This is a genomic window from Aeromicrobium sp. Leaf245 (assembly GCF_942548115.1).
Taxonomy (GTDB): Bacteria; Actinomycetota; Actinomycetes; order Propionibacteriales; family Nocardioidaceae; genus Aeromicrobium.
Window position 1 is genome coordinate 3,381,605 of sequence record NZ_OW824151.1, and the last position, 23,677, is coordinate 3,405,281.

Genomic DNA, 23,677 nt, shown 5'->3' on the forward strand with positions numbered 1-23,677 from the left:
GATCTACGGAGCGAGGTGGGGCTGCCCCTCGGCCCACTGCGTGATGCTCGCCGCGATGCGCTCGCCCACGGCCCGGTGCATGGCCGGGGAGTAGTGGAAGCCGTCGGGGATCGCGACCGCGAGATCGCCGCCCGCCACGCTGTCGACGAGGTCGGCCACACGCACGAACCGGACCTCGGGGTCGTCGAACCGGCGCACGAGGTCGTCGAGCGCCTCGTTCATGCGGTGGATGCGCCGCGGCATGCCCGGGAACCAGCTCACGTACTTCTCGTGCGGGGGCAGCAGCTCCACCAGGTGCACCAGCGGGCTGCCGACCTTGCGCACGTGGCGGACGTACGCCTCGAGGTCGGCGACCACCTTCTCGTGGCGACGGGTGCGGACACGGTGCCCGACCCTCACGTCGACCGCGGCCTGCACGCGGGCCAGGAACATCCAGACCGGCCGGACCACGCGGCGCCGGTAGAGCAGCCGGACCCGTCGCGGACGACCGCGCAGGCTGTTGGCATGACGCTCGAGCCACCGGGGCAGCAGCAGGTGGATGGTCTCGTAGTGGCCGTAGACGAGCACGATGGCGTCGGGCGAGAAACCCAGGACCTCGCGCTCCCACGTCTGCAGGACGCCGTGGGTGGGCTCCGACGCGACGCTGTGGGTGTGGACGGTGCACGGCCGACCGCTCGCGAGCAGCCGCTCCTCGATGACCCGCGGCAGGATGAAGTCGGTCCGCGGGCCGCCCATCCACGAGATCCAGTTGACGGTCGACGCACCCTTGACGAGCACGCGGACCGGCAGCGGCAGCGCCGGCGCGCCGTCCGCCCCGGAGGCGTCCGGGGCGGTCACGCCGTCAGACCACCGTCGACGACGAGGACCTGCCCGGTGAGATAGGTGTTCGCGGGGTCGGTGAGGAACCGGCACACGCGGGCGATGTCCTCGGGATCGCCGAGGCGACCGGCCGGGGTGCGCCGCTCGATCTGGACCAGCTGGCCCTCGTCGAGCCCGTGGCTCATCTCGGTGCGCAGGTAGCCGGGGGCGATGCCGTTGACCACGATCCCCCGCGAGCCGAGCTCACGGGCGAGGGCACGGGTCATGCCGTCGAGCGCGGCCTTCGACGCGCTGTACACGGCGAGTCCCCGGTAGCCCGACAGGCCGACGATGGACGAGATGTTGACGATGTGGCCGCTGCGCCGCGCGAGCATGCGGCGGCTGACCAGGCGGGTCATGTAGACGGTGCCCTTGATGTTGAGGTCGACCACCGTGTCGACGTCGTCGTCGGAGAACAGTGCCAGGATCCCGTCGCGTGCCACCCCGGCGTTGTTGATGAGGACGTCGACCCGTCCCCACCGGTCGACGACGGCCTTCACGAACGCCTCGGCGTCCTCCACGCGCGACAGGTCGGCCGGCTGGAAGAGGAAGCGGTCGGCCGTGGCCGGGTCGGACTCCCACGCGTCGACCTCGTCGGTGCGGCTGCGCGAGCACGTGGCCACCAGGTCGCCCTCGGCGAGGTAGGAGCGGACGATGCCGGCACCCAGGCCACGACTACCACCGGTGACGATGACGACGCGGCCCCCGGTCTGCTCGGTCTGCCCGGTCTGCTCAGTACTAGTCACTGCTGTCTCCTGACGATCTTCCCGCCGGCGGTCGCGACGTCGTCGACGAAGCGGATGCTGCGGGGGCGGGCGGCTGGGGGAAGGTCGGCGCAGGCGGCCTTGAGGCTCGCCTTGAGGGCGTCGTGGTCGTGCCCGGGGGCGGCCACGACCTCGAGCGCCACGACCGACCCCGTCATGGGGTTGGGGCGGGCGAACACCCGGGCGACGTCGACGCCGGGCACCGCCCCGACACGCTCCTCGATCGGCAGCGGGTGGACCTTGACCCCGCCGACGTTGATCACCTCCGAGGACCGGCCGCGGAAGAGGATGCGGTCGTCGACGACCTCGACGAGGTCCCCGGTGGGGCGCCACGCGTCGGGGTCGACCGGCTCGTCGCCGTGGTAGCCGAGCATCCCGGTGCGCGACCGGATCCACAGCTCGCCGTCGACGATCCGCAGGTCGACGTCGGCGTCGTCGCCGCGGTCGAGGACGTCGGTCGAGAGGCCCGGGCGGTCGTCGCGCTGCGACCCGGTGGAACCGAACTCGGAGGCGGCGTAGACCTGCGACACCGAGGCGGAGGGGAACGCCGCGTGCACGTCGCCGAGCAGCGGACCGGGGATCGCCTCCCCACCCATCGTGACCTGCTCGAGCGGCGGGAGACCGAGACCGTCCCCGCGCGCCTCGGCCAGCAGGAAGCGCCAGTAGGTGGGGGTGGCGCTGGCGTGGGTGACGCCGAGCGCGCGCATGGCGGCCAGGCCCTCGCGGGGGCGGCGCGGTGCGGGAGCCACGAGCGTGGCGCCCGCGGCGAGCACGTGCAGAAGGACCTGCAGCCCGGCGAACTGGTGCAGGCCGTAGGCCAGCAGCCAGCGCTGCTCGGGAGCGGGGCCGACCCGGCGGACCCCGCGCAGCAGCCGCTCCCAGTCGTGCCGCACGCCCCGCGGTGCCCCGGTGGTGCCGGTGGTGAGGACGAGGTGGGGGCGGGCGTCCCCGTCCGCGACTGCCGCGACGGAGGGCCTGCGGGTGCCGCCGTCGAGCAGGTCGCGGACGTCGAGCACGGTGGCGGCGGCTCCGTCGAGGTCGTCGCGGTCGGTCACGAGCACCTCGTGGTCGAGCCGACGTGCCAGGTCCTCGACCTCGTCGGGCTCCACCGGCGGATAGAGGCAGACCTCCGCCCCCACCAGCGAGGCGGCTGCGAGCAGCGGCACGACGTCGGCCGCCTCGAAGTCGACGACGCCGAGCCGGCGGCCGCCCTGCGCGTCGCCGTCGAGGCCGGCCAGTGCCGACGATGCATGCTCGGCGGCCTCGAGGAGCTGCGCGTACGTCCACGAGCCGTCGTGGGTCACGACGGCCACCCGGTCGGGGTCGACGTCGGCGACCCGGCGCAGCAGCTCGTGCACGACGGTCTAGGAGGCGCCGGCGACCGAGGCGTAGAACGCCTGGATGTCGGCGAGCGTCTGCGGCATGTCACCCGCGGAGTAGGGGTCGCTGCCGTGCTCGTCCTCGAGCGTGGCCGACAGCTCGGCGGTCTCGAGGGAGTCCAGGTCGGCGCCCCCGACGTAGAGCGGCGTCGTGGCGTCGAAGCCGTCGGGCAGCTTGTCGAGGCTCGTGAGGAACGCGACGACCGTGCGTTCGACGTCAGCGGGCGCGGTGCTCATGCTGTCTCCTGCGTCTCGGGGAAGGTGGCTGGTCCGCCACGCCGTGCACAACGACGTGACCGGGCGGGCGTCACGTACGGACTCAGCCGGGTCGACGGGCGGCCACGAGGCCGTAGCCGAAGGTGCCGTCGCGCCAGAACTCCTCGAGCACGTCGCACGAGCGCACGAAGGCCTCGTGCCCCTCGTGCCCGATGAGCTCGACCACCTCGTCGTGGTGGGTCGCGGCGTTGGCGCGCCAGCGGTCGAAGGTGGGGAGGGTCGGCTGCGTGAGGTCGTCGGCCACCTCCACCTCGAGACCGAGCGCGGCCAGTCCGTCGGCGTAGTAGGCGAGCGGCTCGAAGTGCGCGTCGCCGAAGGCCTCACGGAGGGTCGCGAAGTCCTGGCGTCGTGCGCGCACCTCGGCGAACGGGATCTCGCGGTGCCGCAGCAGGTCGCACAGGACCACCCGCCCGCCGGGACGGACCACCCGGGCGCACTCGGACAGCAGCGCAGGACGGTCACGCATCAGGTGCGCCGACTCCAGCGCCCACGCCACGTCGAACGACGCGTCGGGGAACTCGTTGGCTGTCCCGTCGCGCTGCTCGAAGCTCACGCCGTCGACGCCGAGGTCGGCGGCGCGCTGCCGTGCCGTCTCCACACCGACGGCGCTCGTGGTGATGCCCACGACCTCGACGCCGAAGCCGGTCGCGAGGGCGCGCGCCGGACCACCCGACCCGCAGCCGACGTCGAGAAGCCGCAGCGTCGTGCCGGAGGCGGAGGCCTCCGGGAGGCGTGCGGCCTCGACCATGCGGCGGGTGAGCGCCGCGGTGGCGACGTCGAGCGGCTCGTCGCCGTCGTCGAAGACGCCGTAGTGCAGCTCGTCGCCCAGCAGGAGCTGCCACGCTGCCGTGACGTGGTCGTAGTGGGCGGCCGGCTCGTAGGTGGGTCCCTGGCTCATGAGGCTGCTTCCGTCACGTCGCGCGAGCCGACCCGGCGGGCCGGCGAGCCCATGACGACGGCCCCGTCGGGCACGTCGGAGAGGACCACGGAGTTGGCTCCGACCATGGCGCGGCGTCCGATGGTGACGCCGCCGACGAGCACGGCGTTGGCACCGATGACCGCGCCGTCGCCGATCGTCGCGAACTCCTGGTTGTCGGCACCGCGCTCGTCGTAGTACCGCGCGGCGCAGGTGACCCCGCCGGCGAAGGTGACGTCACGCCCGATGACCAGCCCGAAGCCGATGGTGGTGCCCACCGGGTGAGCCATCATGAAGCCAGGACCGACCGTCATGCCGGCGCCGAGGTCGGCACCGATGAGCACGTTGGCGAGGGTGCGGAGCTGGTCGGCGAGACGGCGCCGTCCTGCGCGGTAGAGGCACTGCTGGCTCCGCAGGATCAGGCTCGCGAGCAGACCCGGCAACGAGGGCAGCCGCACCATCACGGCGGGCCACGAGGCCCGCGCTCCCGGGCGGTAGCGCTCGTAGTCGGAGAAGACGAGCTGGGAGAAGCTGAGGTGGTCGGGCGACGAGGCGACCCCGGATTCGGTGACCATCGAGCGTCAGCCTAGGGCACCGGAGGGTGGGTTCGGGGCGTTGTGTGCCAAACCGCGATCGACAGCAGCGACACGCTCGCGATCGCCACGCCCAGCAGCACGACCGCCACCGCGGTCGCCGACTCCGACCCCGCCGCCAGCACCACGCCGACGACCATGACGGGGGTCAGCGCGAACTCGATCCGCGAGGCCGTGCCGCCGCGCTCCCGCCCCTGCAGGATGGCGATGAGCACGCGGCGCAGGCCCAGCAGCCCCATCGCGGGGACGAGCCAGTGGGCGATCGGCACGGCGTCGAGGAACGCGGAGCCGAAGGCGATCTCGATGACGGGCTCGGCGAGCACGGTGACCACGACGACGATGGGCACGAGCACACCCACGCAGAGGGCCAGGCTGCGGCGCACGAGCCGGCCGTCACCGTCGGCCGCGGCCTGGGCTGAGGAGAAGCGGGGCAGGAGCACCACGGCGATGCCGGATCCCAGCATGGCCGCGAGCGAGGCGAGGGCCCCGGCGGTGGCGTAGAGGCCGAGCGAGACCGTGCCGGCGACCGCGCCCACGAGGATGCGGTCGAGGCCCAGGCCGTCGATCGGGCCCAGCGTGCCCACGTACGTGGACCGGGCCAGTCGCCACAGGTCGGACTCCTCGAGCGGCTCCCCTCCGCGTCGAGGCGCGAGCAGGCGCACGCCGACGACGAGACCGAGTGCGAACGAGCCCACCATCACCAGGCACACCCCGAGCGCCGTGGCGCTGCCGGAGACGGTCAGCACGACCACGAGGCTCGCGGTGACGAAGGTCTGCGGGAGCAACGTCGCCACGGCCACCCGCGCCATCGACGAGCCCTCCCCCAGCAGCGCCGAGGTGACGATGCGGAACGCCATGTTCTCGAGTGCGAGCAGCACCACCGCCGCACCCAGCCACCACGTGCTCGAGGCGGAGAGGTCGCCGTGCGTCAGCACGAACACCACGCCGAAGGGCACGGCGCAGAGCACGGCCACGACCGACCACCGCCGGGCGAGGTGCCCCAGACCGTCGCGTGCGGCGAGACCTCGGTCGGCGAGACGCTTGATCACGACGTTGGGCAGGCTCCCACCGAGCGTCAAGGCGGCTCCGGTGCCGGAGAGGGCGACGACGAGGGCCACCTCACCGCGACCCTCCACGCCGAGCAGACGGGCGGAGATCACGCCGCTGACCGTCATGAGCAGCTGCACGACGAAGCCACCGCTGACGACGGCGAGCCAGGCGATCCGCTCCCCCCAGCGCCCACTCTCCTGGGTGGTCGTCACGGGTTCTCGTCCGGTCGTCCGCGCGGCTCCGACGTACCGAGCATGGCGCGGGCGTATCGGGCGGGCGTGACGAGGTCGCTCTCCCTGGTCGTCACCCGGTACCCCGGTGCGAGCACGGTGCGCAGGGCCCGACCGACCGACGCGACCTCGAGGTCGCACGCCTCGCCCGCCCCCAGGGCACGGGCCTCGCGGGCGCGCACCACGGACCCGGCGGTGACCACGGGGACCCCGGCCGACTCGGCCTTGCCCATGATGCCGCTCGGGCCGTTGTTGGTGAGCAGCAGCGGGATCGCGTCCATGGCGGCGATGTAGCGGTCGAGCGTCGGGTTGTCGAGGTAGGCGTCGCGGACGAGGAGGCGTTCGCGCGGGTGGGGCGCCAGACCCTCGACCCAGGCACGGACCTCCGGCGTGAGCGCGCCGGCGACCACGAGGACCGCGTCCAGGTCCTCCGCCACGAGGGCGTCGAGGATCATCGGCGCGTTGCGGCGTTCGCTGACGAACCCGAAGACTCCGACGAGCCGGGCGTCGAGCGGCAGGTCGAGCTCGGCCCGCCACCGTGCACGCTCGGAGGCGTGCGCGGTCCCGTCGTTGGGATCGCCGATCCGTCGGACCACCCAGCCGGTCCCGACGTCGTCGCGCCCGGAGAACCCGACGACGCGGTGCAGGCACCGTCGGGCCATGGCGGCGAGCGCCAGGGTGGCCTTCGGCACGCGCAGCCGCCAACCGGTGCGGTCGGTGAGCGCGAGCCGGGCCGGGTAGCGGGTGAGCATGAAGGTCACGCGGGGCCGCGTCGGCAGGTCCTTCAACGCCCGGGGGGCCACGAGCCACCAGCGCTTGAGCGGCTGGTCACCGTCCATGACGAGCACGTGCCCGACGTCGCCGCGCTCGCGGCAGACCCGGGCCACCTCCCGCGCGACGGCATCGGTGGCCGGCAGGACTCCGTCGAGCGCCTCCACGACCTCGACCCGTCCGGCGTCGTGCAGCTCCGCGAGGTGGGCCGCGAACTCCTCGGTGCCCCGGGCCCCGTGCGACGTCAGCAGCACCACCGGACCGCCGAGCACCGCCTGCTCGACGACGAAGGAGACGGACTGGAAGTGGTGTCCCGTGTGGTCCGGATCCACGACGAGCGTCGCCACGTGGTCCGCCATGCGCGCTCCTGTCGTCGTCCTGAGGCGCGCCAAGACTACATTCGTCCCCGGGACCTCCCGACCGGTTCCGAGAGGAGTGTCGATGTCCTGGCTCAGGAGCACCGCCGTCGAGACGCTGGCCCGACGGGGCCTCGCGCTGCGTCGTCACCCGGGCGCCCGGCGCCAGAGGATCCTGGCGGCCGCCGGTGTCGACCTCGTCGTCGACGTGGGTGCGGCCCGAGGTGGGTTCGCCCGCGAGGTGCGCTCGTTCGGGTACACCGGACGGCTCGTCTCGTTCGAGCCGCTCGCCGCCGCCTACGCCGACCTCGCGGCGGCCGCCGCCGACGACCCCGCCTGGGACGTGCGGAACCGGGCACTCGGCTCCTCCCCCGGCGAGGCCGAGATCAACGTCGCCTCCAACAGCGACAGCAGCTCGCTGCTGCCGATGGACGAGCGTCACGTGGCCGCGGCACCCGAGGTCGGCTACGTCGCCACCGAGACCATCACGGTGGCGCGGCTCGACGACGAGCTCGCCGACGACCCCGCCCGTCGACCGTTCCTCAAGCTGGACACCCAGGGCTTCGAGCGCGAGGTGCTCGCGGGCGGCCCGACGATGCTCGAGCGGGCCGTCGGGCTCCAGCTCGAGCTGTCGTTCGTGCCGCTGTACTCCGGCGGCATGCTGGTCGACGAGGCCGTCTCGTTCGCCTACGACCACGGGTTCACCATGGCCGCCATCGACGCCGGGTTCAGCGACCCGTCCGGGCGCCTGCTGCAGGCCGACGGCGTGTTCGTCCGGACGTGAGCGAGCTCGGGCCGCGGCCTGGCCCCACCCGCCGCGCGAACGCACGTAACCTCCCCAGCGCTCGACGGTTGAACGGGTGCCGACCCCGGCCCGAGGGAGCCCCGTGACCGACCAGACCATCGCCAACCGCGTGCGCGAGACCGCCAAGCTCGCGCTGCGACGAGCCCTGCAGCGCGCCGACCTCCAGATCGGTCGCGGCTCCTACTCCTCGCACCTCGCCCAGACCCTCCGCTCGCGCGACATCGACACGGTGCTCGACGTCGGAGCCAACGTCGGGCAGTTCGCCACGCTCCTGCGCAGCGCAGGCTTCCGCGGGACGATCCACGGCTTCGAGCCGTTGGCCGGCGCGTACGCGGTGCTCAGCGCCAGGGCGGCCAAGGACCCGGCGTGGTCGGTGCACCACACGGCGGTCGGTGCGGAGCCAGGCAGCACGCGGATCAACGTCTCCGCCAACTCCTTCTCCTCCTCGATCCGCGCCATGACCGACAAGCACCGCACCGCGGCACCCGGGTCGGACTACGTCGCGAGCGAGACGGTGCCCGTCACGACCGTCGCCGCGATCGTCCAGGAGCACGGCATCGACCCCGCGCGCACCCTGCTCAAGATCGACACGCAAGGCTTCGAGGACGAGGTGCTCGCCGGCGCCGGCCACCTCCTCGGCCGGTTCGGGGCCGTGCAGCTGGAGCTGTCGTTCGTCGAGCTCTACGCCGGCCAGCGGCTGCACGACGAGCTCGTGCAGGACCTGGCCTCGGCCGGTTACCGGCTCCAGCAGCTCGAGCCCGGTTTCTCCGACCAGGACGGTCGCCTCCTGCAGGTCGACGGTCTCTTCGTCCTCACCTCCCACGACCGCTAGGAAGACATCCGTGCACCCTCGAGTCCGATCCGTGGTCCGTCCCGCCGTGATGGCCGCCAACACCCCGCTCGCCCGCGCGAGGGCGAGTCGAGCCCTTGCGTCGGCGGCGCGTCCGTTCAAGCTCGAGATCGGCGGCATCGAGCCCCGGCCGGGCTGGGTGGTCACGAACGTCAACGCGGTCACCCGGCTCTACCTCGACGCCACGGCCCCGTGGCCGATCGAGGACGGCGCCCTCTCCCACGTCTACTCCGACAACGTCATCGAGCACCTGCCGCTCGAGGCCGGCCGCGCCCTCATGGCCGAGGCGCACCGGTGCCTGCGCCCGGGCGGCGTCATCCGCTTCGTCACCCCCGACCTGCGCGCCCACGTCGACCGCTACCTCGCGGGCACGTCCCCGCGGGGCGACGCCGAGGCACGTGTCTACGAGGAGATGGGGCTGACGGTGGAGCACCCGCTCGACTGGGTCCGGATCCCGATCGCCTCGTTCGGCCACCACGAGGGCTACGTGTACGACGACGCCACCCTCGCGGCCGAGCTGACCCGCGCCGGGTTCTCGTCGGTCGCCCGCGCCGAGCTCGGACGCAGCGACCACCCCGAGCTCGACGGGCTCGACAACCGGGTGGAGGAGGGCGGCGCGCAGATGGCCGTCGAGGCGATCCGCTGACGTCCGACCTGCTGACGCTGCCCTATGCTCCTGCCATGCCACCGGGAAGAGTGACGTCCGCCCTGGCGACATCGGTCTGGCGGCGTCGCCACCCGCAGTGGGCGGCCGGCCGGCCGGGCCACCTGGCGCCGACGCTGCAGCTGCGGCCACGCACGCTCCCGCGCACGGTCGCCGACGCGCTGTCCACGCGGTGGGCGGCCCGCCGCGCGGACAAGCCACCGTGGATCACGGCCGACGCCCTGGAGGCGCTGGACGAGCTGCTGCTCCCCGACGACCGCGCCCTCGAGTGGGGCTCGGGCGGCACCACCCTCTGGCTGGCCCAGCGGCTCGCCTCCGTGACCTCGATCGAGGGGGCACGGGCCTGGCACGACGACCTCGCGGCGAGGCTGCGCACGGAGCGGATCACGAACGTCGACCTGCACCTCGTGCCGTTCGACGAGCTGGGCTACGAGACCCCCGAGCACGAGGCGGCCTACGTCGGCGCGGTGCCCGAGCTGGAGCCGGAGTCGCTGGGCCTCGTGCTCGTCGACGGCGAGTACCGCGACCGATGCGCTCTGCGCGCGCTCTCCCTGCTGCGACCGGGCGGCCTGCTGGTGCTCGACAACGCCGAGACCTACCTACCGTCCACCACACGCTCCCCGTGGCACGTGAGCCGTCCGGCGACGACCCCCTGGGCGGAGTTCGCCGAGCGCACCGGTGGATGGCGCCGTCTCTGGACCACCAACGGGGTGTGGGACACCGCGCTCTGGATCAAGCCCCCACGCTGAGCCGACCCCCGCCGGCCGCTCGTCGACGCTCGACCTGCTCGGCGAGGTTCGCGGCCCAGGTGGCCGGGGTCGTGCGACGGGCGAGCGACCTGCTCACGTCCGAGAACGCGGCGAGCCGCTCGGCGGGGAGCTCGCTCGTGCGCACCATCGCGCGGGCCCACGCCTCGACGTCGCCCGCCGGGACCACCCAGCCGTTGGCGCCGTCCTGCACGAACCCGGCGGCAGCACCGGCGAAGTCGGTGGTGAGCACGGGCAGGCCGCACGCCGCGGCCTCGTGGACGACCACGCCGTAGGGCTCGATGTGCGACGGCAGCACGAAGCACGAGGAGCGACGCATCAGGTCGGCCACCTCCGGCGGGGCGAGGAAGCCGTGCCGGACGACACCCTCGAGGTCGTCCAGCAGGTCTGCCTGGGGTCCCATGCCGACGACGTCCAACGACCAGGGCTCGTCGGTGAGCTCGCGGTAGCGACGGTAGGCGCCGGCCAGGACGTCCACGCCCTTGTGGTCGACGAGGCGCCCGCACCACAGGAAGCGCCGCCGGGACCCGATCTCCTCGGCCGTGCGCTCGGCGCTGTGGAAGACGGCGTCGTCGGCCGTGAGCGAGCCGCGGATCACGTCGCCCGGGCCGAAGCCCAGCATGCGGGCGTAGATCTCGCTGCGCTCGCTCGGCACCATCGCCACGTCGGCCACCGTCGCCACGTACCAGCGACTCACGGCGCGGCCGAGCCACTGCCGCGGGGCCCCACGCCAGAGGTTGTCCATGACCAGGATGCGCACGACCGACGACGGGACCGCACGCATCACCGCGCGGTAGGACCGCGAGAAGTTCCACGCGCTCATCACGACCGCGTCAGGGTCGAAGCGGGAGACCCGCTCGACCAGCTCGGCACGGGTCGGCTCGCTCGACCACAGCAGGTGGTCGGCGTACTCGCCGATGCCGAGGTCGCCGAACGCGGTGTCGCGCATGGCGCCCACGGCCACGTCGGGCGAACCGGGCTGCACCACGAGCAGGTCGTGGCCGAGGGCATGGAGGGCTCGGTACTGGGCATCGAGGTAGCCCGTCATCCCGTTCCCCAGGAAGGCGATCCGCACAGGCGCAGGCTAGCAACGCCGACGTGGGGCGGGGCCGCTTCGGCGGGACTGGCCCTGCGGTGCGCTCACCGCAGGATGATGGCGAGCCCGCGCTGGAACGAGGCGTCGAGGTCGGGGTCGGCCTCGACGATGCCGACGGCGGCGGCCTGGCGGTGCAGCTGGGTGGCCTGGGTGTGCCCCACGACGTAGAGCAGCAGGGTGCGGGCGACGTCGCGGTCGCTGTGCGCGGCGAGCGCCTCCTCGAGCGCGAAGACCCCGAGCCGGAACGCGGCGGTCGTGGCCACCACCTCGGCACCGTCGCGCACGGCCAGCATCGCGGCGCGCAGCCGGGTCGACGTGGCGGCGAGGTCCGCGTCGACCTGCACGTCGGCCACGATCCGGTCGGCCATGAGGCCCAGGAGGGTCTGCTTGTCGGCCACGTGGTGGTAGAGCGCACCGGGCTGCACGCCGAGCTCGGCGGCCACCCGGCGCATGGTGCAGAACTCCAGGCCGTAGGAGTCCAGCACGCGCAGGGAGCCCGCCACGACGTCGTCGAGGCTGTTCGCCACGGTGGTCTCCTCCCGGTCGGGTCGCGGATGTGCCACACTACCTGAACGGCGTTCACCTGAACGCTGTTCAGTCTCCTGGTCACCTCCCCCCGACCACCGGCCGAAGGACGCACGATGCCCAGCACCAGCACCCACGAGTCCAGCACCACCTCGCCGCGCTCACGCCGCCTCAGCACGACCGACCTCGCGCTCGTGGCGGTGTTCGCCGCTCTCACCGCGGTGTGCGCCGTGGTGGCCGCCCTGCCCTTCGGCGTCAACGGGGTGCCGGTCACCCTGCAGCTGTTCGCCGTCTTCCTGGCCGGCGGGGTGCTCGGCGCACGGCGCGGGTTCCTGGCCATCGCGCTCTACCTGGCGCTGGGCGCGATCGGTCTGCCGGTGCTCGCCGGCGGCCAGGCCGGGCTCGCCCCGTTCGTCGGCGTCACCGCCGGGTACCTGTGGTCGTTCCCGTTCGTGGCCCTCGCGGTCGGCTTCGCGGTCGAGCGCGCCCGGGCCGCCGGCGTGGCCGTGACGGCCGCCGTCGTCGCCGTCGGGGGGCTGGTCGGCGAGGCGATCTGCTGGTTCGCCGGCGGTCTGGGCATCGCCCTCTACGCCGACACCCCGCTCTGGACGACGCTCAAGGGCGCCGCGGTCTACGTGCCGGCCGATCTGGTCAAGCTCGCCGTCGCCGCGGTCGTGGCCGCCGCCGTGCACCGCGCGTTCCCGCAGCTGCTCACGCGGCGATGACCCCGGCGAGGACCCCGTGACGGCTGGGCGAGACTGACCCCATGGCGACGATCGAGCTGACCGACGTCACTGTCACGGCCCCCACCGCCGACGGTCACGTGACGCTGCTGCGCGACGTCAGCGCGCGCCTCACCGAGCAGCGGGTCGTCGTCGTGGGCGCCAACGGCTCGGGCAAGTCCACGCTCGCGCGGCTGGTGAACGGTCTGGTCACCGCGTCGACCGGCACCGTGCGGGTCGACGGGCTCGACGTGGCCACCGACGGTCCTGCGGTGCGTCGCCGCGTGGGCTTCGTGTTCACGCAGCCGTCCGCGCAGCTCGTGATGCCGACCGTGCTCGAGGACGTGGCGCTGTCGTTGCGCCGTCACGTCCCCGACAAGCGCGAGCGCGAGGCCCGCGCCCGTGCCGTGCTCGCCGACATCGGCCTGGGCGAGCACGCCGACACGTCGGTCCACGCGCTCTCGGGCGGTCAGCAGCAGATGCTGGCCCTCGCCGGCGTGCTCGCCTGCGAGCCGTCCGTCGTGGTCGCCGACGAGCCGACCACCCTGCTGGACCTGCGCAACGCCCGCGCGGTGGAGGAACGCCTGCTCTCCATGCCCCAGCAGCTCGTCCTCGTCACGCACGACCTCGCCCTCGCGCGCCGCTGCGACCGGGCGCTCGTGGTCGAGGACGGGCGCGTGAGCGTCGACGCCGACCCTGAGGCCGCCGTGGCGCACTACGTCGAGAGCGCCCGACGATGAGGCGGCGTCGATGAGGCGGCGTCGATGAGGCGGGCCCTCCCCCTCGGGCTGCACGTGCCCGGTGACTCGATCTGGCACCGGGTCCCGACCGGTCGCAAGCTGCTCGGGGTCGTGGTCGTCGGCGTGCTGGTGGTGGCCCTGCGCGGGCCCTGGCCACCGGTCGTCGCGCTCGGCCTCGCGACCGGCGTGGCCGTGCACGCCGGGGTGCCGTGGCGCTCGCTGGCCCTGGGGATCCGCCCGCTCCTCGCCGTGCTCGCCGTCCTGGCGGCCTTCCAGACGTGGCAGCGGGGCTGGCCGGTGGCCGTCGAGATCGTGGCGACGACGCTGACCCTCGTCGTGCTCGCCACGACCTTCACCGCGACGACCGCCACCGACGACCTGCTCGACGCGATCGTGCGCATCGCGGGCGTGCTGCGCCCCCTCGGGGTCGATCCCGAACGCGTCGCGCTCGCCTTCTCGCTGGCGATCTCCTCCATCCCCACCGTCATGACGCTGTTCGACGAGACCCGCGAGGCCGCCAAGGCGCGGGGCCTCGAGCGCAGCCCCCGCGCCACCCTCGCGCCGTTCGCCGTGCGCACGGTCGCCCACGCCCACGATGTCGGCGACGCCCTCGCCGCGCGCGGCCTCGGCGACTGACGGGCCCCTGATTCGGACACTTCCGGGGCGGTTGGAGGGGTTCGAACGCCCCGAAACTGTCCGAAACCCGCCGAGGGTGGCCGAGCCCGGGGTCGGGGCTGCGCCGGTTGCCGCCATCGTGGCGGTGGGCTCCGAAAGGGCCTCGACCGGAGCGGACCCAGCGCATCGGCGGGGCTCCCGGGCCGCGGCCCCCGATTCGGACACTTCCGGGGCGGTCGGAGGGGTTCGAACGCCCCGGAACTGTCCAGAACGCGCGTTCTGACGCGTTGGAGTCGATCGATCGCCGCGAGATCGACGCGAAGTCGTCACAACGCGGAGTGGGGGCCGGGGAGCTCGGACGAGCCCGACGCTCCCGCTCCGTCGAGGCCTTTCGGAGGCCGCCGCGAGACCCAGCCGCAGCAACGCAGCCCCGCCCCGACGCCCAGCCACAGCAACGCAGCCCCGCCCCGACGCCCAGCCACAGCAACGCAGCCCCGCCCCGACGCCCAGCCACAGCGACGCAGCCCGACCGCGACCGACCGCCACTGCGCGACCCAGGCGCTACGGTCCTGGGATGGATGCGCTGCTCGGTGCCGTCGTCGGCGTGATGGTGACGGCGCTCGTGGGGCTCGTCTGGGTCAGGTCACGCCGCCCCGACGCCGCCCTCGGTGGGCCCGACGACCTGGCGACCTACGCCACCCTGCACACCGCCTCGCTGGCCGCTCCGGCCCTGCGGGCCGGGCTGGACGCCGACGGCGCAGCCGGCGCCCTGCCCCACGTCCGGGCCCTGCTGGGCGGGGCTCCCGCCGCACTGACCGACGGCACCGGCGTGCTCGCCTCCTCGGGCGAGGGCGACCACGCCCTGGCCGCGCCCCTCGTGGAGGCCGTGCTGGCCGAGGGCCGTACCCAGGCCTCCGACCGCGCGGTGGTCGCCCCGCTCGTGGTCGACGAGCTGGTCGTCGGCACGCTCGTGGTGCTCACGAGCCACCCCGCCGCCGGCATCGTCCGAGCCACCACCGAGGTGGCCCGCTGGATGTCCAGCCAGCTCGAGCTGAGCGAGCTGGCCGCGTCGCGGACCGCGCTCATGGAGGCCGAGCTGCGCGCCCTGCGGGCCCAGATCTCCCCCCACTTCATCTACAACTCCCTCGGCGCGATCGCCTCCTTCGTGCGGACCGACCCCGAGCGGGCGCGCGGCCTGCTCCTGGAGTTCGCGGACTTTACGCGCTACTCCTTCCGTCGCCACGGCGACTTCACGACCCTCGCCGACGAGCTGCTGTCGATCGAGCGCTACCTGGCGCTGGAGAACGCCCGCTTCGGGGACCGCCTGCGCGTGACGTCGAGCGTGGCGCCCGAGGTGCTCAACGTCGCCCTGCCCTTCCTGGCGGTGCAGCCCCTCGTCGAGAACGCGGTGCGCCACGGCATCGAGCCGAAGGACGGCCCCGGACACATCACGGTCGTCGCGCGCGACGTCGGCACCGCCTGTCTCATCGAGATCGAGGACGACGGCGTGGGCAGCGACCCCGACGTGGTGCGCGAGGCCCTCGCCGGCCGGGCGAGCGGCGGGTCGATCGGGCTGGCCAACGTCGACCAGCGCCTGCGCGCCGTCTACGGCAACGACCACGGGATCGTGGTCGAGACGGCACCCGGCCTCGGCACGAAGGTCTCGCTGCGGATCCCGAAGTTCTCGCCCGACGCGCGGACGTGATGTCGCTCTACACTCCCCGGATGGACGACGTCGCCGGCACGCGCCACGCCGAGCCCGCTCCGGGCCTGCGCGCGCTCGTCGTCGACGACGAGCAGCCCGTGCTCGACGAGCTCGTCTACCTGCTCGGGCGCGACGACCGCGTCGGCGTCGTCGAGACGGCCCGCTCCGGGGCCGAGGCCCTGCGCAAGCTCGAGGCCGACCGGATCGACCTCGCGTTCCTCGACGTCGCGATGCCGGGCCTGTCCGGCATCGACGTGGCCCGCATCGTCGGGCAGTTCCGCACGCCGCCGCGGATCGTGTTCGTCACGGCGCACGACAACCACGCGGTCGACGCCTTCGAGCTGGGCGCCGTCGACTACCTCCTCAAGCCCATCCGCGAGGAGCGTCTGCGCGAGAGCATCCGGCGGGCCGTCGACGTCGGGGAGGCGACACCCGAGACCGACGAGACGATCCCCGTCGAGCTCGGTGGCGTGACCCGTTTCGTGCGGCGCTCCACCATCACGCACGTCGAGGCGCAGGGCGACTACGTGCGCCTGCACACCGCCGACGGCCACGGCCACCTGCTGCGCACCCCCCTGACCGGCCTCGTCGACGCCTGGTCCGAGGCCGGCTTCGTGCGCATCCACCGCAGCATCGCCGTGAACCTCGCACACGTCCGCGAGGTCCGCATGCAGGCCGGCCGCTGCAGCGTGGTGGTGCCCCGCGGCGACGAGCTCACCGAGCTGCAGGTCTCCCGACGCCACACACCGCTCCTGCGCGACCGGATCCACGACCGGAGCCGCTGACGTGGACGCGACGCCCGAGCAGCCCCCGTCGTCGGGGCGGGTGCGGATCACGAGCCCGCTGTCGACGGCCCCGGCGCACGTGCGCCGCAGCGCACGGGAGGAGATCGACGAGGAGACCGGCGTCGGCGAGGTGTACATCCGCTCGCTCGTGCGCACCCAGCTGCGCTCGGCGCTGGCCGTCGTCACGCTCCTGGCCGTGGGCATCGGGTCGCTGCCGCTCGCCTTCACGCTCCTGCCGGGCCTCGCCCGCACCCAGGTGGGACCGGTGCCGCTGCCGTGGATCGTCCTCGGCGTGCTCGTCTACCCCGCGCTGCTGCTCGTCGGCTGGGTGTACGTGCGGCGGGCCGAGCGCGCCGAGGCCGACTTCGCCGCCCTCGTCGAGGCGGCCGAGCACCGGTGAACACGTCCTACGCCGTGGCGGCCGTGGCGCTCGTGTCGATCGCCACGCTCGGCATCGGGGCCTTCGGCCTGCGGGTGAGCCGCACGACGAGCGACTTCTACGTGGCGTCGCGCTCGGTCTCACCGGCGCTCAACAGCTCGGCGATCGGCGGCGAGTACCTCTCGGCCGCCTCGTTCCTCGGGGTCGCCGGGCTCGTGCTCGCCTCGGGGCCCGACGTGCTCTGGTACCCGATCGGCTGGACCGCGGGGTACCTGCTGCTGCTCGTGCTCGTCGCCGCACCGCTGCGCCGCTCCGGTGCGTACACGATCCCGGACTTCGCGCAGGTCCGGCTGCAGTCGAAGGCGGTGCGTCGGGCGGCCACCCTCCTCGTGGTCGGCGTGGGCTGGCTGTACCTGATGCCGCAGTTCCAGGGCGCCGGGCTGACGCTGCGGACCGTCAGCGGCGCACCCGGCTGGCTGGGGATGGCCCTGGTCGCGACGATCGTCGTGGTCAACGTCGTGGCCGGCGGCATGCGGAGCATCACCTTCGTGCAGGCCTTCCAGTACTGGCTCAAGCTGACCGCCCTCCTCGTGCCCGCCGTCTTCCTGCTGCGCGCGTGGGCGCTCGACGGCGCCCCGTCCCCGGTCGCGCCCGAGGCCTGGTTCGAGCCGTGGGGCACCACGGACGCCCAGGGCCTCTACACGACGTACTCGGTGATGATCGCGACGTTCCTCGGCACGATGGGCCTGCCGCACGTGGTGGTGCGCTTCTACACGAACCCCGACGGTCATGCGGCGCGTCGCACCACGCTCATCGTGCTGGCACTGATCGGCGGCTTCTACCTCCTGCCGACCGTCTACGGGGTCCTCGGCCGGGTGTACGCCTCGGACCTGGTGACCTCCGGGCGGGCGGACACCGTGGTGCTCGAGCTGCCCGGACGGGTGCTCGGCGGTGGTCTCGGCGAGGTGCTCTCGGCCCTCGTGACCGCGGGGGCGTTCGCGGCGTTCCTCTCCACGTCCTCCGGGCTGACGATGGCGATCGCCGGCGTCGTCGGCCAGAGCCTCGCGTCGGCCGGCCCGCTGGCCGGGCGGGTCTCGCCCATCACGTCGCTGCGCCTCGCGGCGGCCGTCTGCGTGCTCGTGCCGCTGGGCCTCGCCCTCGTGGCCGAGCCGATCCCGGTCGCGAGCTCGGTGACGTTCGCCTTCGCCCTGGCCGCCTCGACGTTCTGCCCGCTGCTCGTGCTCGGGATCTGGTGGCGCGGGCTCACGGCGCCGGGTGCCCTGGCGGGCATGGCCGGGGGCGGCCTCAGCGCCCTGCTCGGCACCGTGGTGGCCATCTCCGCCCGTCCCGACGGCTGGGTGGGCACCCTCGCCGCACAGCCGGCCATGTGGAGCGTGCCCGTCGGCTTCGGTCTCATGATCGGCGTCTCGCTGCTCACGCGCGACCGCGTCCCGAGCACCGTCGCCCGCACCATGGTGCGCCTGCACACCCCCGAGCGCATCGACGTCCAGCGCTGACCCCTCCCCATCGGTGGATCCTCACCACCAGGGGCTGCATCGGTGGATCCTCGACCACGGACACCTCGCTGACGATCCACCCCTGGGTGGGAGAGAGCGACACCGCTCGTCGCGCGTGAACCGCCGCTCGTCGCACCGTCCGCGCCGCGCACCGCAGCCCTCGTGGCACCGACCGCACAGGAGTCGTTGTGACCTGGCGCACAGGTGTGCGCGCTCCCTAGCGTCGCTCCGTGGGACCCACGTCACACCGGCGACGGTTCCCTCCGGTCAGACATCCACCCCACGCAGAAGACGAGGTGCCCACCCGTGGCTGAGAAGATCACGCCCGAGGTCCATGCGGCCTACGAGCGCATCCATTCCACGCCGGAGTTCGCAGAGCTCCGGCGGCGGTACCTGAAGTTCGTCGTCCCGATGACGGTGACGTTCATGCTCTGGTACCTCCTCTACGTCGTGTGCTCGAACTGGGCGCCCGGATTCATGGGCACCAAGGTGTTCGGCAACATCAACATCGCCCTGCTGTTCGGCCTGCTGCAGTTCGCGACCACCTTCGGCATCGCCTGGTGGTACGCCCGCTACTCGGCCCGCGAGATGGATCCCATCGCGGGCGAGCTGCTCGTCGGCTTCGACAAGGAGGTCGGCCAGTGAGCACGCAGACCTTGATCGCCGCCGCCTCCTCGGACTCCGGCAGCCACCAGGCCCTCACGGCGACGCTGTTCCTCCTCGTCGTCCTCCTGACCGTCGGCATCACCTTCTGGGCAAGCCGCAACACCAAGACGGCCGCCGACTACTACGCCGGTGGACGGTCCTTCAGCGGCCTCCAGAACGGCTTCGCCATCGGCGGCGACTACATGTCGGCCGCCTCGTTCCTCGGCATCTCCGGCGCCATCGCGCTCTCGGGCTACGACGGCTTCCTGTACTCCATCGGGTTCCTCGTCGCCTGGCTCGTGGCGCTGCTGCTCATCGCCGAGCTCCTGCGCAACTCCGGCCGCTTCACCATGGCCGACCAGCTCGCCTACCGCATGCGGCAGCGGCCCGTCCGTACCGCGGCGGCCACGTCGACGATCGTCGTGTCGATCTTCTACCTCCTGGCCCAGATGGTCGGCGCGGGCGCCCTCGTGGCACTCCTGCTGGGCGTCGACTCCGCGGCGGCGAAGAACTTCACCATCGCCGGCGTCGGGGTGCTGATGATCGTGTACGTCGTGTTCGGTGGCATGAAGGGCACCACCTGGGTGCAGATCGTCAAGGCCGTGCTGCTGATGTTCGGCACGATCCTCATCTCCGCCCTCGTGCTCGCGAAGTTCAACTTCAACCTGTCCGACCTGCTCGGCCAGGCGGCCGACAACAGCGGCCAGGGCAGCGCCTTCCTCGAGCCCGGCCTCAAGTACGGCGTCAGCCTGACGAGCAAGATCGACTTCGTCTCGCTCGGCATCGCGCTGGTGCTCGGCACGGCCGGCCTGCCGCACATCCTGGTGCGCTTCTACACGGTGCCCACCTCCAAGCAGGCCCGCGTCTCGGTGCTCTGGGCGATCGGCATCATCGGCACCTTCTACCTGCTGACGCTCGTCCTCGGCTTCGGTGCCGCGGCGCTCGTCACGGGCGACGCGAAGGACCGCATCGTCGAGTCCGGCGGCAACCTGGCGTCCCCGCTGCTCGCGGAGGCCGTCGGTGGTGGCGCCGGCACGACAGGTGGCGCCATCCTGCTGGCCCTCATCTCGGCCGTCGCCTTCGCGACGATCCTCGCGGTGGTCGCCGGCCTGACGCTGACGTCGGCGTCGTCGGTCGCGCACGACCTGTACGCCAACGTGATCAAGAAGGGTGAGGTCACCGGGGCGCAGGAGGTGAAGGTGGCGCGGATCGCGGCCTTCTTCATCGGCGGCGTCGCGATCGCCCTGGCCATCCCCGGCCAGAAGCTCAACGTCGCCTTCCTGGTGGCGCTGGCCTTCGCGGTCGCGGCCTCGGCGAACCTGCCGGCCCTGCTCTACAACCTGTTCTGGAAGCGGTTCAACACCCGCGGAGCGACGTGGAGCATCTACGGCGGACTCGTGTCAGCCGTGGGGCTGGTCGTCTTCAGCCCCGTGGTGTCGGGCTCGGAGACGGCACTGTTCACGACGGTGGACTTCGCCTGGTTCCCGCTGCAGAACCCCGGCATCGTCTCGATCCCGTTCGGCTTCTTCATGGGCTGGCTGGGCACGGTCACCTCGAAGGAGACCGAGAGCGAGGCACGGTTCGCCGAGCTCGAGGTCCGGTCCCTCACCGGAGCGGGCGCCGAGAAGTGACGTCGCGGGGGCCCGGTTCGCGCCGGCCCCCCGCACGCGCAAGGGTGGGGTCGGGACGTGTCCAGGGGCGTCCCGACCCCGCACGACGACACCGCCACCACGGCACCGGTGCAGCGACCTCGGTGCCGGCGAACGGGCAACCCCCGCGCAACCGCAGTTGAAGCACCCTGTCACCTGAGCCACCATGCAGACGTACCCCCTGATCGAGGAGAACCTTGTGAGCGAGCACGGCATCAGCAACCTGTCCCGTGAGGACCGCGTCTTCGAGCCGCCCGCCGACCTGGCCGCGCAGGCCAACGTGAAGGCCGACGTGTACGAGTCCGCCGACGCCGACCGCCTCGGCTTCTGGGCCGACGCCGCGCACCGCCTCACGTGGGGCACCGACTTCGAGGAGGTGCTCGACTGGAGCAACCCGCCCTTCGCGAAGTGGTTCGTGGGCGGGAAGCTGAACGTGGCGTACAACTGCGTCGACCGCCACGTCGAGAACGGCGACGGCGAGAAGGTGGCCCTGCACTTCGTCGGCGAGCCCGGCGACACGCGCGACCTGACCTACGCCCAGCTCAAGGACGAGGTGTCCAAGGCCGCCAACGCCATCGAGGAGCTCGGCGTCGAGGCCGGCGACCGGATCGCCATCTACATGCCGATGATCCCCGAGGCCGTCATCGCGATGCTCGCCTCGGCACGCGTCGGCGCCGTCCACACCGTCGTCTTCGGCGGCTTCTCCTCCGACGCGCTCGCGAGCCGGGTCGAGGACTGCGAGGCCAAGCTGGTCATCACCGCCGACGGCGGCTACCGCCGCGGCAAGGCCTCCGCGCTCAAGCCTGCCGTCGACGAGGCGCTGGCGAAGCTGGGCGACGCCTCGCCCGTCGAGAACGTGCTCGTGGTCCGCCGCACCGGCGAGGACGTCCCGTGGAACGGTGACGTCGACGTGTGGTGGCACGAGGTCGTCGACGAGTCGTCCACCGACCACCGCTTCACCGAGTTCGACAGCGAGCACCCGCTCTTCGTCATGTACACGTCGGGCACCACGGGCAAGCCCAAGGGCATCCTGCACACGTCGGCCGGCTACCTGACCCAGGCGGCGTACACGTTCTGGGCGACGTTCGACCACAAGAGCGACGACGTGTACTGGTGCACCGCCGACGTCGGCTGGATCACCGGACACTCCTACATCACGTACGGCCCGACGGCGAACGGCGCCACGCAGGTGCTGTACGAGGGCACCCCCGACACCCCGCACAAGGGCCGCTGGTGGGAGATCATCGCCGACAAGAAGGTCAGCCTCTTCTACACCGCGCCCACCGCGATCCGCACGTGCATGAAGTGGGGCGAGCAGATCCCCGCCGAGCACGACCTCTCGAGCCTGCGGATCCTCGGCACGGTCGGTGAGTCGATCAACCCCGAGGCCTACGTCTGGTACCGCGACACCATCGGCGCCGGGGCGACCCCGATCGTCGACACGTGGTGGCAGACCGAGACCGGCGCCCACATGATCACCCCCCTGCCCGGCGTCACCGCCGCCAAGCCGGGATCGGCGATGACGGCGTTCCCCGGCATCACCGCCGAGGTCGTCGACGACGCCGGCAACCCCGTCGGCAACGGCGAGGGCGGCTACCTGGTGATCACCGAGCCGTGGCCGTCGATGCTCCGCACCATCTGGGGCGACGACGACCGCTACGAGGAGACCTACTGGTCGCGGTTCAAGGCCCAGGGCTACTACTTCGCCGGCGACGGCGCCAAGAAGGACGACGACGGCGCCATCTGGCTGCTCGGCCGGGTCGACGACGTCATGAACGTCTCGGGCCACCGGCTCTCGACCACCGAGATCGAGTCGGCGCTCGTCTCGCACCCGAAGGTCGCCGAGGCGGCCGTGGTCGGTGCCGCCGACGAGACCACCGGCCAGGCCGTGTGCGCGTTCGTCATCCTCCGGGAGTCCGCGGGTGACGGGGGCGAGGACGTGGTCGCCGAGCTGCGCAACCACGTGGCCAAGGAGATCGGCCCGATCGCCAAGCCGCGCCAGATCATGGTCGTGCCCGAGCTGCCCAAGACCCGGTCGGGCAAGATCATGCGCCGCCTGCTGCGCGACGTCGCCGAGAACCGCGAGGTCGGCGACGCCACCACCCTGGCCGACTCGTCGGTGATGGACCTCATCTCCGCCGGCATCGGCGACAGCAAGAACCAGGAGGACTGACCTCCCGGTCCACGCTCGCCACGACGCCCCCACGCCACCCGGCGCGGGGGCGTCGTGCTGGTACGTCATGCAGGAGGCGGGGGATCGACAGCAGCGGGTCAGGTTCCGTTCAGCCGTTCCTCATCCGGGCCGGGGAGGCTGGAGCCATGGACTCCTCATCCCGCATCGACATCGTGTTCGCTGCCTCGGTGGTCGCCGGGGCCTCCCTCACGGGCGTGCTGCTGCGCCTCCTCGGTGCCTGACCCCTCTCCCTGATCGTCGTCGCGGCCCGCCGGTGGCCGCGCGCCACACCGCTGACCGCCGGTAGGGTCGTCCCATGAGCGAGCGCCAGCGAGCGAATCACCGACACGTCATGACGACACGCCCGTACCATGCTCCTTCGACGGGGGTGGCGTCATGAGTCATCGCGAGCCCGTGCGACCGATCCAGCCGGAGCAGCAGGACGAGCCGACGATCGGTCGGCTCGTCGCCGACGCCAGTCGTGACATCTCCGCGCTCGTCCAGTCCGAGATCGCCCTGGCCAAGAGCGAGCTCGTGGTCAGCGCGAAGGCCGGCGGCGTGGGCGCGGCACTCTTCGCCGTCGCCGGGTTCATCGGGCTGCTGGTGATCATCCTGGTCTCGATCGCCTTCGCGTTCCTGCTGTCGATGACCGGCCTGCACCCCGCGTGGTGCTTCCTGATCGTGGCCGGCGCCTACGTGCTGCTCGCCGGCGTCCTGGTCCTGGTGGGCGTGCGGCTCATGAAGAAGATCCGCGCACCGCAGAAGACGATCGCCACCGCCAAGCAGATCCCCGCGGCGCTCAAGGGCCAGCACCAGGGAAGCGGCGCGGCCCGACGCTAGAGCCGGC

Annotated in this window: 25 protein-coding genes; 15 read left to right on the top strand and 10 right to left on the bottom strand. The window is 72.7% G+C overall.

All coding sequences use genetic code 11. The features are described 5' to 3' along the window. Positions 1–3: 3 nt before the first annotated feature. The 8 genes from NBW76_RS16430 to NBW76_RS16465 form a co-directional block, all read right to left on the bottom strand. Positions 4–837, bottom strand: a complete 834-nt coding sequence (locus tag NBW76_RS16430) for an SGNH/GDSL hydrolase family protein (protein WP_056552813.1) — start codon at positions 835–837, stop codon at positions 4–6. After that, a complete protein-coding gene (locus tag NBW76_RS16435) occupies positions 834–1,604 on the bottom strand; it encodes an SDR family NAD(P)-dependent oxidoreductase (RefSeq protein ID WP_055969671.1) in 771 nt (256 codons plus the stop codon). Before NBW76_RS16435 ends, NBW76_RS16430 begins: the two co-directional genes overlap by 4 nt. Next, the gene (locus NBW76_RS16440; RefSeq protein WP_056552815.1) at positions 1,601–2,980 is read right to left on the bottom strand and encodes a class I adenylate-forming enzyme family protein; all 1,380 of its coding nucleotides are present in this window, start codon (positions 2,978–2,980) and stop codon (positions 1,601–1,603) included. Before NBW76_RS16440 ends, NBW76_RS16435 begins: the two co-directional genes overlap by 4 nt. 6 nt (positions 2,981–2,986) lie before the next feature. Beyond that, a complete protein-coding gene (locus NBW76_RS16445; RefSeq protein ID WP_056552819.1) occupies positions 2,987–3,238 on the bottom strand; it encodes a hypothetical protein in 252 nt (83 codons plus the stop codon). Positions 3,239–3,320: 82 nt separating this feature from the next. Then, on the bottom strand, positions 3,321–4,175 hold the full coding sequence (locus tag NBW76_RS16450) for a cyclopropane-fatty-acyl-phospholipid synthase family protein (protein WP_056552822.1): 855 nt from the start codon (positions 4,173–4,175) through the stop codon (positions 3,321–3,323). Continuing rightward, positions 4,172–4,768, bottom strand: coding sequence for a serine O-acetyltransferase (locus tag NBW76_RS16905; RefSeq protein ID WP_055969682.1), 597 nt, complete (start codon positions 4,766–4,768; stop codon positions 4,172–4,174). Before NBW76_RS16905 ends, NBW76_RS16450 begins: the two co-directional genes overlap by 4 nt. Before the next feature lie 11 nt (positions 4,769–4,779). Continuing rightward, positions 4,780–6,048, bottom strand: coding sequence for a lipopolysaccharide biosynthesis protein (locus NBW76_RS16460; RefSeq protein ID WP_056552824.1), 1,269 nt, complete (start codon positions 6,046–6,048; stop codon positions 4,780–4,782). Further along, positions 6,045–7,196, bottom strand: coding sequence for a hypothetical protein (locus NBW76_RS16465; RefSeq protein ID WP_056552827.1), 1,152 nt, complete (start codon positions 7,194–7,196; stop codon positions 6,045–6,047). Before NBW76_RS16465 ends, NBW76_RS16460 begins: the two co-directional genes overlap by 4 nt. A gap of 82 nt (positions 7,197–7,278) precedes the next feature. Here NBW76_RS16465 and NBW76_RS16470 point away from each other — a divergent pair, with 82 nt between their 5' ends. The 4 genes from NBW76_RS16470 (at position 7,279) to NBW76_RS16485 (ending at position 10,261) form a co-directional block, all read left to right on the top strand. After that, entirely contained in the window at positions 7,279–7,977 is a 699-nt protein-coding gene (locus NBW76_RS16470; RefSeq protein ID WP_055969691.1) for an FkbM family methyltransferase, read from the top strand. A gap of 103 nt (positions 7,978–8,080) precedes the next feature. Beyond that, positions 8,081–8,830, top strand: coding sequence for an FkbM family methyltransferase (locus tag NBW76_RS16475; RefSeq protein WP_055969694.1), 750 nt, complete (start codon positions 8,081–8,083; stop codon positions 8,828–8,830). A gap of 31 nt (positions 8,831–8,861) precedes the next feature. Next, on the top strand, positions 8,862–9,494 hold the full coding sequence (locus tag NBW76_RS16480; RefSeq protein WP_055969699.1) for a methyltransferase domain-containing protein: 633 nt from the start codon (positions 8,862–8,864) through the stop codon (positions 9,492–9,494). Positions 9,495–9,529: 35 nt separating this feature from the next. Beyond that, on the top strand, positions 9,530–10,261 hold the full coding sequence (locus tag NBW76_RS16485; protein WP_156364682.1) for a hypothetical protein: 732 nt from the start codon (positions 9,530–9,532) through the stop codon (positions 10,259–10,261). Here NBW76_RS16485 and NBW76_RS16490 read toward each other — a convergent pair. Beyond that, entirely contained in the window at positions 10,245–11,354 is a 1,110-nt protein-coding gene (locus NBW76_RS16490) for a glycosyltransferase family 4 protein (RefSeq protein WP_055969704.1), read from the bottom strand. The genes NBW76_RS16485 and NBW76_RS16490 overlap by 17 nt on opposite strands. Before the next feature lie 65 nt (positions 11,355–11,419). After that, positions 11,420–11,902: a TetR family transcriptional regulator gene (locus NBW76_RS16495; RefSeq protein WP_055969707.1), complete on the bottom strand. Its 483-nt coding sequence runs from the start codon at positions 11,900–11,902 to the stop codon at positions 11,420–11,422. Positions 11,903–12,016: 114 nt separating this feature from the next. On the opposite strand from NBW76_RS16495, the gene NBW76_RS16500 reads away from it, so the two are divergent. The 11 genes from NBW76_RS16500 to NBW76_RS16550 all read left to right on the top strand — a co-directional run bounded on the left by NBW76_RS16500 (position 12,017) and on the right by NBW76_RS16550 (position 23,670). Continuing rightward, positions 12,017–12,625, top strand: coding sequence for a biotin transporter BioY (locus NBW76_RS16500; RefSeq protein WP_056552836.1), 609 nt, complete (start codon positions 12,017–12,019; stop codon positions 12,623–12,625). A gap of 41 nt (positions 12,626–12,666) precedes the next feature. Next, on the top strand, positions 12,667–13,362 hold the full coding sequence (locus NBW76_RS16505; RefSeq protein WP_055969713.1) for an energy-coupling factor ABC transporter ATP-binding protein: 696 nt from the start codon (positions 12,667–12,669) through the stop codon (positions 13,360–13,362). 24 nt (positions 13,363–13,386) lie between these two features. After that, complete coding sequence (locus NBW76_RS16510; protein ID WP_056552839.1) at positions 13,387–13,998, top strand: energy-coupling factor transporter transmembrane protein EcfT; 612 nt, start codon at positions 13,387–13,389, stop codon at positions 13,996–13,998. A 553-nt stretch (positions 13,999–14,551) separates the two neighbouring features. Next, a complete protein-coding gene (locus NBW76_RS16515; RefSeq protein ID WP_056552841.1) occupies positions 14,552–15,682 on the top strand; it encodes a sensor histidine kinase in 1,131 nt (376 codons plus the stop codon). Between the two features lie 20 nt (positions 15,683–15,702). Further along, positions 15,703–16,467, top strand: a complete 765-nt coding sequence (locus NBW76_RS16520; RefSeq protein WP_055969722.1) for a LytTR family DNA-binding domain-containing protein — start codon at positions 15,703–15,705, stop codon at positions 16,465–16,467. Position 16,468: 1 nt separating this feature from the next. After that, positions 16,469–16,867: a hypothetical protein gene (locus NBW76_RS16525; protein WP_055969724.1), complete on the top strand. Its 399-nt coding sequence runs from the start codon at positions 16,469–16,471 to the stop codon at positions 16,865–16,867. Beyond that, positions 16,864–18,363: a cation acetate symporter gene (locus tag NBW76_RS16530; protein ID WP_055969727.1), complete on the top strand. Its 1,500-nt coding sequence runs from the start codon at positions 16,864–16,866 to the stop codon at positions 18,361–18,363. The genes NBW76_RS16525 and NBW76_RS16530 overlap by 4 nt, the downstream gene beginning before the upstream one ends. A 306-nt stretch (positions 18,364–18,669) precedes the next feature. Continuing rightward, complete coding sequence (locus NBW76_RS16535; RefSeq protein WP_082480128.1) at positions 18,670–19,008, top strand: DUF485 domain-containing protein; 339 nt, start codon at positions 18,670–18,672, stop codon at positions 19,006–19,008. Then, a complete protein-coding gene (locus NBW76_RS16540; protein ID WP_055969731.1) occupies positions 19,005–20,639 on the top strand; it encodes a cation acetate symporter in 1,635 nt (544 codons plus the stop codon). The genes NBW76_RS16535 and NBW76_RS16540 overlap by 4 nt, the downstream gene beginning before the upstream one ends. Positions 20,640–20,823: 184 nt before the next feature. Continuing rightward, a complete protein-coding gene (gene acs / locus NBW76_RS16545) occupies positions 20,824–22,830 on the top strand; it encodes an acetate--CoA ligase (RefSeq protein ID WP_200932648.1) in 2,007 nt (668 codons plus the stop codon). A 396-nt stretch (positions 22,831–23,226) separates the two neighbouring features. Continuing rightward, the gene (locus NBW76_RS16550; protein ID WP_055969992.1) at positions 23,227–23,670 is read left to right on the top strand and encodes a phage holin family protein; all 444 of its coding nucleotides are present in this window, start codon (positions 23,227–23,229) and stop codon (positions 23,668–23,670) included. Positions 23,671–23,677: the final 7 nt, after the last annotated feature.

Bases quoted from the DNA above. Each gene is read 5' to 3' on its own strand.
- NBW76_RS16445 (WP_056552819.1), bottom strand. From the start codon at position 3,238: ATGAGCACCGCGCCCGCTGACGTCGAACGCACGGTCGTCGCGTTCCTC.
- NBW76_RS16450 (WP_056552822.1), bottom strand. From the start codon at position 4,175: ATGAGCCAGGGACCCACCTACGAGCCGGCCGCCCACTACGACCACGTC.
- NBW76_RS16905 (WP_055969682.1), bottom strand. From the start codon at position 4,768: ATGGTCACCGAATCCGGGGTCGCCTCGTCGCCCGACCACCTCAGCTTC.
- NBW76_RS16465 (WP_056552827.1), bottom strand. From the start codon at position 7,196: ATGGCGGACCACGTGGCGACGCTCGTCGTGGATCCGGACCACACGGGA.
- NBW76_RS16470 (WP_055969691.1), top strand. From the start codon at position 7,279: ATGTCCTGGCTCAGGAGCACCGCCGTCGAGACGCTGGCCCGACGGGGC.
- NBW76_RS16485 (WP_156364682.1), top strand. From the start codon at position 9,530: ATGCCACCGGGAAGAGTGACGTCCGCCCTGGCGACATCGGTCTGGCGG.
- NBW76_RS16500 (WP_056552836.1), top strand. From the start codon at position 12,017: ATGCCCAGCACCAGCACCCACGAGTCCAGCACCACCTCGCCGCGCTCA.
- NBW76_RS16505 (WP_055969713.1), top strand. From the start codon at position 12,667: ATGGCGACGATCGAGCTGACCGACGTCACTGTCACGGCCCCCACCGCC.
- NBW76_RS16510 (WP_056552839.1), top strand. From the start codon at position 13,387: ATGAGGCGGGCCCTCCCCCTCGGGCTGCACGTGCCCGGTGACTCGATC.
- NBW76_RS16515 (WP_056552841.1), top strand. From the start codon at position 14,552: ATGGATGCGCTGCTCGGTGCCGTCGTCGGCGTGATGGTGACGGCGCTC.
- NBW76_RS16520 (WP_055969722.1), top strand. From the start codon at position 15,703: ATGGACGACGTCGCCGGCACGCGCCACGCCGAGCCCGCTCCGGGCCTG.
- acs (WP_200932648.1), top strand. From the start codon at position 20,824: ATGCAGACGTACCCCCTGATCGAGGAGAACCTTGTGAGCGAGCACGGC.
- NBW76_RS16550 (WP_055969992.1), top strand. From the start codon at position 23,227: ATGAGTCATCGCGAGCCCGTGCGACCGATCCAGCCGGAGCAGCAGGAC.